The 8,251-nt window shown below is 69.0% G+C and carries 7 protein-coding genes; 4 read left to right on the forward strand and 3 right to left on the reverse strand.

Going from position 1 to position 8,251, the window contains the following annotated elements; translation table 11 throughout:
• On the reverse strand, nt 1-1,267 hold a 1,267-nt coding region (locus tag ACLML9_RS26185), incomplete at its 3' end, for a malate synthase G (RefSeq protein WP_411948014.1).
• 566 nt (nt 1,268-1,833) lie between these two features.
• Here ACLML9_RS26185 and ACLML9_RS26190 point away from each other — a divergent pair.
• From ACLML9_RS26190 to ACLML9_RS26200, 3 genes are all read left to right on the forward strand, one after another.
• On the forward strand, nt 1,834-2,421 hold the full coding sequence (locus ACLML9_RS26190) for an HNH endonuclease (RefSeq protein ID WP_411948015.1): 588 nt from the start codon (nt 1,834-1,836) through the stop codon (nt 2,419-2,421).
• Nucleotides 2,418-2,666 carry a WhiB family transcriptional regulator gene (locus ACLML9_RS26195; RefSeq protein WP_030520544.1) on the forward strand — a complete coding sequence of 83 codons (249 nt, stop codon included), beginning with the start codon at nt 2,418-2,420 and terminating at the stop codon, nt 2,664-2,666. The genes ACLML9_RS26190 and ACLML9_RS26195 overlap by 4 nt, the downstream gene beginning before the upstream one ends.
• Before the next feature lie 158 nt (nt 2,667-2,824).
• Nucleotides 2,825-4,447 (forward strand): VWA domain-containing protein, encoded by a 1,623-nt coding sequence (locus tag ACLML9_RS26200; protein WP_411948016.1) that lies wholly within the window; start codon nt 2,825-2,827, stop codon nt 4,445-4,447.
• Nucleotides 4,448-4,454: 7 nt separating this feature from the next.
• Here the strand turns inward: ACLML9_RS26200 and ACLML9_RS26205 are convergent, their stop codons facing one another.
• Nucleotides 4,455-5,168: a response regulator gene (locus ACLML9_RS26205; protein WP_411948017.1), complete on the reverse strand. Its 714-nt coding sequence runs from the start codon at nt 5,166-5,168 to the stop codon at nt 4,455-4,457.
• A complete protein-coding gene (locus tag ACLML9_RS26210) occupies nt 5,165-6,718 on the reverse strand; it encodes an ATP-binding protein (protein WP_411948018.1) in 1,554 nt (517 codons plus the stop codon). Before ACLML9_RS26210 ends, ACLML9_RS26205 begins: the two co-directional genes overlap by 4 nt.
• Nucleotides 6,719-6,843: 125 nt before the next feature.
• Here ACLML9_RS26210 and ACLML9_RS26215 point away from each other — a divergent pair, with 125 nt between their 5' ends.
• Nucleotides 6,844-8,196: a cation:dicarboxylate symporter family transporter gene (locus ACLML9_RS26215; protein ID WP_411948019.1), complete on the forward strand. Its 1,353-nt coding sequence runs from the start codon at nt 6,844-6,846 to the stop codon at nt 8,194-8,196.
• Nucleotides 8,197-8,251: the final 55 nt, after the last annotated feature.

The raw sequence follows: 8,251 nt of genomic DNA on the forward strand, positions 1-8,251 counted from the left end.
TGCGCGGCAGGCCGAGCACATCCTCGACCGCGGCGAACAGGTCGTTGGTGAAGGCCACCTCGTCCGGGCCGTGCATCTTCGGCTTCACGATGTAGACCGACCCCGTGCGGCTGTTGGTGAGCGCCACATCGTCGCGCAGCGAATGCTTGGCGATCAGGGAGGTGATGATGCCGTCCAGGATGCCCTCGGGCACCTCGTTGCCCTCGGCGTCCAGGATCGCGTCGCTGGTCATCAGATGGCCGACATTGCGGACGAACAGCAGCGACCGGCCGTGCACCGTCAGTTCGGACCCGTCCAGGGCGGTGTAGACCCGGTCCGGGTTCATGGTCCGGGTGAAGGTCTTGCCGTTCTTGGTGACCTCCTCGGCGAGGTCGCCCTTCATCAGGCCCAGCCAGTTGCGGTAGCAGAGGGTCTTGTCCTCGGCGTCCACCGCGGCCACGGAATCCTCGAAGTCCATGATCGTGGTGACCGCGGATTCGATGACGACGTCCTTGATACCGGCGGTATCGGTGCTGCCGATCGGCGACTCCGGATCGATCTGGATCTCGATGTGCAGACCGTTGTTCTTCAGCAGGATCGACCGCGGCGCGGCCGGGTCGCCGAGGTAACCAACCAGCTGACCGGCATCGGCCAGACCGATGGTCGTGCCGTCCTCCAGGCCGACCTCGAGCTCACCGTCGACGATGGCGTAGGAGGTCGAGCCGATATGCGAGCCGGTGATCAGGGTGACCGCGTCGTCGAGGAAGTTGCGGGCCCATTCGATGACCTTGTCCCCGCGCACCCGGTTGTAGCCGGTGCCCTTCTCGGCGCCCCCGGTCTCCGGAATCGCGTCGGTGCCGTAGAGCGCGTCGTAGAGCGATCCCCAGCGGGCGTTGGCGGCATTGATGGCGAACCGCGCGTTGCTCACCGGGACCACCAGCTGCGGGCCGGCGGTGCTGCTGATCTCGTCGTCGACGCCGGCGGTGCCGATGGTGAAATCGGCGGGCTCGGGCTGCAGGTAGCCGATCTCGACCAGGAACTGCTTATAGGCCGATTTGTCGTAGTTGGCGCCCGGGTGTTCGCTGTGCCAGGCATCGAGCTTGCCCTGGATCTCGTCGCGTTCGGCCAGCAGGGCCCGGTTGCGCGGCGCGAACTCGGTGATTATCCGCTCGGCGCCGGCCCAGAACGCGGCGGAATCGACGCCGGTACCGGGGAGCGCCTCGTTCTCTACGAAGTCGTGGAGAACGGTGGCAACCTCGAGCCCGCCGACCTTTTTCCGCTCTGTCATCTACGTGCCTCACTTCCGCGAAATACCGGGTGGAAAGTCGATGTTTATGTTACCGACCGGTAGCGGCGCTCCGATCGCCGGGTGATCACGTGGGCGGGGCGCGGACGGCCCGGTCCGGACTCTACTCCGGACCGCCGTGACCATCCGGGCTCCGCCGGGCGGCGTTCCCGGCGGCCGCGGCGGTCCCCCGGCTACTCCGGCCCGCCGGGCGGTGGCGCTTCGATCCGGTGCCGGAAAAAAATGAGCCGACAACCGCTACTGCCCTGTGCCACCATGTATTCCATCCGGCCCGCCACCCCGGCAGGGCTACGACACAGAGAAGGGAGGAGTGGTCTTGTATCCAGACACACCGGCCGGTGACACCCGGTCGAACGCCGATTCCGCGGCACGCGTCAGTGCACCGAAACGGCCGATGGGCGTCCGCGGCGAACCGTTGCGGCAGCCGGAACCCGCCGTCGGCGATCGCGCGATCGACCGGCTCCTCCCGCAGCGGCGCTGACCGCCCGCCTTCTCCCGCATCCGTTGTAGTCCCGGCCGTCCCGGGCCGTCGAAACCTGGTGATACCCATGCCGACAACCGCTGTCGCCGAACCGGCGACGCTCACTCCGGACAACTGGATACGCACCCGCGTCCTGGTGCTCAATGCCAGCTACGAGGCGTTGGCCCGGATTCCGGCCGACCGGGCGGTGGTACTGCTGACCAGTGGAATCGCCGAATCCCTTGTGATCCGGCAACCGCTTTTCCCGGTCCGGTCCCAGCACACCGAGATCATGCTGCCGGAGACGATCCGCCTGGTCCGTTACCGATACCTGTCCCATCTCGCGGTTCGCCGGCCCGAGGGCCGCGCCACCCACGCCGCGATCCTGCGGCGCGACGGGAACCGGTGCGGATACTGCGGGGCGGGGGCGCACACCGTCGACCACATCCGGCCGCGTAGCCGGGGCGGGCCCAATACCTGGGAAAACCTCATCGCGTGCTGCGTGACCTGCAATACCGGTAAAGCCGACCGTACTCCGGAGGAGGCCGGTATGCGGCTGCTCTGGCAGCCGCGGCCGCCCGACCCGCTCGCCCGGGCACAGCGGCGGGTCTGGCGGCAACTCGCGACGACGACCACCACCACCGAGGCGATCCACGAGAGGAGGGGATCGAGATGACCGTCGAGATTCTGGCAGACCTGCTGCCCGTCTCCGACAGCCGCGGATGGCATCGGGCCGCCTGCCGTGGCGACCCGAACCACGAGGCGTGGTTTCCCTACCCGTCCCAGGACTTCGCCTATGCGCGGGAAGTGTGCGGGCGCTGCCCGATCCGGCCCGAATGCCGGAGGTTCGCCGAGCGCACCGGACAATCCGGCGTGTGGGGCGGGCAGGAATTCGACCGGGGCACGATGATCCGGGAGTAGCCGGATCGAAGCTGGTCCGGGCGCTGTGGGGCCGTGCGGCGAGCGCGGCCCCCCAGTCGTGACCGTGGTGCGTCACGGGGTGGTTCAGGACCATAGACTGACTGCTCGTGGGTACCCATCGCAGCACCGGTTCTTCCCGGAGATCGAGCAAGGGACCGGTGATCGCGGCGGTTATCGTGGTGGTCCTGGTCGCACTGGTTTTCGGATGTTCTCGACTGGGCACGGATTCCGGGGACCGATCGGCGGCCGCGGGCACGTGCGTGGAAGGCGAGGCCGTCCTCGACGTGACGGCCGATCCGGAGGTCGCCGACCCGGTCCGCAACGTCGCGGCACGATACAACGAGACCCGGCCGGTGGTCCGCGACCACTGCGCGAAGGTCGTCGTCACCGAACGGCCGTCCGCCGATATGGTGGCCGCCTTCACCTCGAACGCCACCTGGAATCCCATCCTCGGCCCCCGGCCGGGGCTGTGGATACCGGTGTCCAGCCGCGATATCGAGTCCATGCGGGTACCCGGTCTCATCGAGGGCACCCCGCAGTCGATCGCGTCCAGTCCCATCGTGCTCGCCGTACCGGAGATCCTGCGGCACGCACTGGCCGCCACCCAGACCTCATGGGCGGACCTGCCCCGGCTGCAGCAGGGTTCACTCGATCAGATCGGCCTCCCGGGCTGGGCGGGCCTCGAGCTGGCGCTGCCTCCTGGCGACAGCACACTGGCCGTCGCCGCCGCTGTGGCGGGCGCGATCTCCGGTACCGATCCACTCACCGAGGAGGCCGCGAAATCCGGCCAGGCCGTTTCCGCGGTGTCGGGTCTGGCCGCCGCCGCACCCGAGGCCGCCGACGTCTCCGCCGCGATGACCACGCTCTCGTCCGCCGCACCGGCCGAGGCCCCGGTGCACGCCGTACCCCTGACCCAGCGGCAGCTCGCGGCCAACGGCAGCGCGACCGCCTATGTCCCCGTCGGCGCGGCACCGGTGGCCGACTACCCGGCCGCGATCATGTCCGGGCCCTGGGTGGACGAAACACAGAATCTCATCGCCGGTCTGTTCGCCGATTACCTGCGCAGGCCCGAACAGCAGCGGGACCTGATCGCCGCCGGTTTCGCCGCGCCACCGGCCCCGCAGGTCGTCTCCCCGCCGCGCGCCGCGCTGGACCGGCTCCGTAAGGCGCTCACCAACCCGGTACTCGGGGTGCACGCCACCGCGCTGGTGGACGTCTCGTCCTCCATGGGCACCACCGAAGGTGATCTCACCCGCCTGGCCAACACCGTCGGCGCGCTGGCCTCCACCCTCAACGTGATGCCGCCCGATTTCGGCCTGGGTATCTGGACATTCGGCAAGAACGTCGACGGCGCCAACCCGTACCGGGTCATCGCCGGCACCGCCCGCCTCGACGACGAGCACCGCGGCACGCTGATGGGATCGCTCGGGAAGATCGAGGCGACCACCGACAGCACCGACGAATGCTATCCGGCGTTGCTGGCGGCATATCGCGGCGCGATCGAGACCTATGCCGCCGAACGCACCAACTCGATCCTGCTCGTCACCGACGGACCCGAGGACGAGTCCACGCTCAGCGGAGAAGACCTCCTGTCCGCCATCCAGGACGCGGGCGATCCCGCGACACCGGTCCGGGTGGACGTCATCGTCGTCGGGGACGGCCAGGGCACCGATACATTGCGCACCCTGACCCAGCGCACCGGCGGCAGCTATGCCCTCCTGCCGAGCAGTAACGACCTCGCGTTCGGCACCGCCGTGGTCGGGGCACTCACCACACCCTGACCGGCGGTCAGCCGGACCGCCCGGCCCGGGATTCCCGCCAGCGATAGCGGGTCCGGGGCCGGCCGGTGCGGCCGTATTCGGCGCGCCGGTCCAGCACGCCGTCGTCGGTGAGCCGCTCCAGATAGCGCCAGGCGGTGATCCGCGAGACCCCGATCGAGGTCGCGGCATCGGCGGCGGTGAGCCCGTCCGGCGCGGCGCGGACGGCGCGGGTGATCTCGGCGAGCGTATCCGGCGCCACGCCTTTCGGGGTGCCGGCCTGCCGCGCGGGAGTGCGCAGCACCGCCAGGGCCTGGTCGATATCGTCCTGGGTGGCGGCGGCTTCGCCGGTGGGCAGCGCGCCGTGGAACTCGCGGTACCGTTCCAGTTTGTCCCGGAACGCCGCGAACGTGAACGGTTTCAGCAGGTAGAGCACCACGCCGTGGGCCACGGCGGCGCGGACCATGGCCAGATCCCGGGCCGAGGTGATCGCGATGACGTCCGGTCGCGGCCGCTGCCCGACAAGAGTCGCCGCCACCTCGAGGCCGCTCATATCGGGCAGACCGATATCCAGCAACACCAGATCGATGGGCGTACCGGCGGCCGCCGCGGCCGCGACGGACCGCAGCGCCTCTCGACCGGTGCGGGCGTGCCCCACCGCACGGAATCCGGAGAGGCGGCCGAGGTAGGCCGCGTGGGCATCGGCGATCAGCGGTTCGTCCTCGACGATGAGCACCCGGATCATGCGCGCTCCTCCCGCGGAATGCGCACCGTGACCGCACTCTCCGGAGCGGTCTCGGTGCCGATGGTGCCACCGTGGCGGGTGACCAGCCCGAGCACCAGCGCCAGGCCCAGACCGTGGTGCCGGGCCTTGGTGGAGTATCCGCGTTCCGCGGCCCGGGTGAAACTCTCCGGCGGAATACCGGGGCCGCTGTCGGCCACCCGGACCGTCAGCGCTGTCGCGTCCGCGCGGGCGGTCACCTCGACCCAGGCGTCGGGACTGCCGGCCGCGGCGTCGATCGCATTGTCGATCAGATTCCCCACCAGGGTCACCGCCTCCCGGGTGGACAGCGGCGCCGCCGAATCCATCGCGGTATCCGCGGTCACGGTCAGTTCGACATCGCGCTCGGCCGCCTGGTTCACCTTGCCCAGCAGCAGGGCCGCGAGCACCGGATCGCCCACCTCGGCCAGCAGCCGATCGATCAGCGCCTGGGACAACTCCAGTTCCGCGGTCGCGAATTCCACCGCTTCGTCGTAACGACCCAGCTCCACCATGGTGACAACGGTGTGCAGCCGATTGGCCGATTCGTGCGCCTGGGCCCGCAACGATTCGGCGAAACCCCGGACGGTATCGAGTTCACCCAGGACCGTGCGCAATTCGGTGTGATCACGGATGGTGGTCACCGTGCCCTGCGCGCGGCGGCCCAGATCGACGACATCCTGGTTGACCAGCAGCACCCGGTCGGCGGTCACATGCGTTTCGTCACGAACGGTCCGCCGGTGCAGGTCTCGCAGTGAGGCGGGCAGATCGGCACGGGTCACCGGCCCCTCGGGCAGTTCGAGCAACCGGCGGGCCTCGTCGTTGACCACCTCCGCTCGCTCACCGGTGGGCCCGAAGACCAGCAACCCCTCGTGGACCGCATGCAGTACCGCGTCGTGGTGTTCGTACATCGCCCACAGCTGCGCGGGGGCCAGGCCCCGGGTCTGCCTGCGCAAGCGGCGGTTCAGCAACAGCGACCCGGCGGCGGCGACGAAAAGGCCCACGGCCGTCACACCCACGATGACGGGCAACTGCGCGGTGAAGCGTTCCCCGATCACCGCCCGGGTCACCCCCACGGAGACCAGCGCGATCACGCGCCCATCGGCGTAGACCGGGGTCACCGCGCGGATGGAGGGGCCCAGGCTACCGGTATAGATCTCGGTGAAAGTGGCACCGGCCAGCGCGCGGTCGATATTCCCACTGAACGGTTGACCGATGCGCGCCGGGTCGGTGTGGGTGAACCGGGTGCGGTCGGGTGCCATCACCACGATGAAATCCACGCCGGTCGCCTGCCGGATCTGTTCGGTCACCGGTTGCAGCAGGGCGGTCGGGTCCGGGGACCGCACCGCGGCCGCGGTGGACGGCGCCGCCGCGACGCTCACCGCGATATCGGTCACCTCGCGAGTTACGGTCCGGTCGCCCTCACGCCGGGCGTCCAGCACCGCGTATCCGGCCCAAAGCGCCGTGACCAGCGCCAACAACACCAGTTGCAGGACGAAGACCTGCCCCGCCAGGGACCATCGACCGGTTCGCACGAGCTCCTCCGCTGAACGAAATGCACAAAAGCGTGACGGATGTCACGTATCGGTCCACCATTGCACAGGGCGTGGTGGCCGGGTTCACCCCGCCCGCGCACTACGACTCGGGAGGAGACCAGGTCATGGAGGACCGGACTCGAACACGGCGGGATCGCACCCACTGGCTCTATCTGGCGGTGATCGTCGCCGTCCTGGCGGGCATACTGGTCGGCTGGCTCGCGCCGGAAGCCGGCCGCGCGCTGGCACCGCTGGGCACCATGTTCGTCGACCTGATCAAGATGATGATCGCGCCGGTGATCTTCTGCACCATCGTCCTGGGTATCGGTTCGGTGCGCGCGGCCGCCACCGTCGGCAAGGTCGGCGGCCTGGCCCTCGGGTACTTCCTGGCCATGTCCACCGTGGCCCTGGGTATCGGACTGCTGGTCGGCAATCTACTCGATCCGGGCACCGGGTTGAACATCACCGAGTCGGCGGGCCAGGGCGCCAAGTACGCCGAAGAGGCGCACGGAGCCGGCGGCACCGTGGAATTCCTGCACAGCATCATCCCCACGACCCTGGTCTCCTCGCTGACCGCGGGCAGTGTGCTGCAGGCGTTGTTCGTCGCGCTGCTGGTCGGGTTCGCGGTGCAGGCCATGGGTTCGGCCGGTGAACCGATCCTGCGCGGCGTCGCGCTGATCCAGAAGCTGGTCTTCCGCATCCTGTCGATGATTCTCTGGCTGGCCCCGATCGGCGCGTTCGGCGCGATCGCCAATGTGGTGGGCCGGACAGGTTTGGAAGCCGTGGTCCAGCTGGCAACCCTGATGATCGCGTTCTACCTGACCTGCCTGCTGTTCGTCTTCGGGGTCCTCGGTGTCCTGCTGCGGCTGGTGGCCCGGGTGTCGATCTTCAAACTGTGCCGTTACCTCGCCCGCGAATATCTGCTCATCGTGGCCACCTCCTCCTCGGAATCGGCGCTGCCGCGGCTGATCGCGAAAATGGAACATTTGGGGGTGCAGCGCACCACCGTGGGCGTGGTCGTACCGACCGGCTATTCGTTCAACCTGGACGGCACCGCCATCTATCTGACCATGGCCTCAATCTTCATCGCCGACGCGATGGGGCAGCCGTTGAACCTGGGCGCACAACTCGGCCTGCTGGTGTTCATGATCGTGGCGTCCAAGGGTGCGGCCGGTGTCACCGGCGCGGGCCTGGCCACCCTGGCCGGCGGGCTGCAGAGCCATCGGCCCGAACTCCTCGACGGCGTCGGATTGATCGTCGGCATCGATCGCTTCATGTCCGAGGCCCGCGCGCTCACCAATTTCTCCGGTAACGCGGTCGCCACGCTGCTGGTCGGCACCTGGACAAAGACCGTGGACTTCGGCCAGGTGCGCGACGTCCTGGACCGGAAACTGCCGTTCGACGAGGAAACCATGGTCGACGATCACACATCGCGTCCCGCCGAAGAGGACGGCGCGAAGGTCCTCGTTCCGGCCTGACGCTGCTCCTGGCCCGTCGCGCCCCGGTCGGGTGCCGTTCCGCGGAACGGCACCC

Origin of the sequence: Nocardia sp. NPDC002869, from assembly GCF_046764065.1 — a bacterium.
Classification (GTDB): domain Bacteria; phylum Actinomycetota; class Actinomycetes; order Mycobacteriales; family Mycobacteriaceae; genus Nocardia; species Nocardia rhamnosiphila.